At 68.2% G+C, this 355-nt stretch carries 1 protein-coding gene; it reads left to right on the forward strand.

All coding sequences use genetic code 11. The annotated features are described in order from the left end of the window. The coding region (locus N825_RS35815) for an IS5/IS1182 family transposase (RefSeq protein WP_037462548.1) at positions 1-355 on the forward strand (355 nt) is incomplete at both ends.

The raw sequence follows: 355 nt of genomic DNA on the forward strand, positions 1-355 counted from the left end.
CGCCGTGTGGACACCGGCAATGACAGAGCGACGGGGCCGGCCGAGGAGCTATTCGGACGTCGCTATCGAAGCGGGGCTGATGCTCAGGCTGGCGTTCGGGCGACCGTGGCGCCAGACCGAGGGCCTGCTCGGGTCGATCATGGACCTGCTTGGCCTCGATCTCCCGGTGCCCGACCATACCACGTTCTCCCGCCGCAGCGTCGATCTGGGTGTCGCGACGGCCCTGAAGAAGACGCGCGGGCTGGTCCACGTCGTGATCGACAGCACGGGCCTGAAGGTGATTGGGGCCGGAGAGTGGCTGCACGAGAAGCATGGCGGCAAGCCGCGCCGGACTTGGCGCAAGCTCCATCTGGCG

It is taken from the genome of Skermanella stibiiresistens SB22 (genome assembly GCF_000576635.1).
Taxonomy (GTDB): domain Bacteria; phylum Pseudomonadota; class Alphaproteobacteria; order Azospirillales; family Azospirillaceae; genus Skermanella; species Skermanella stibiiresistens.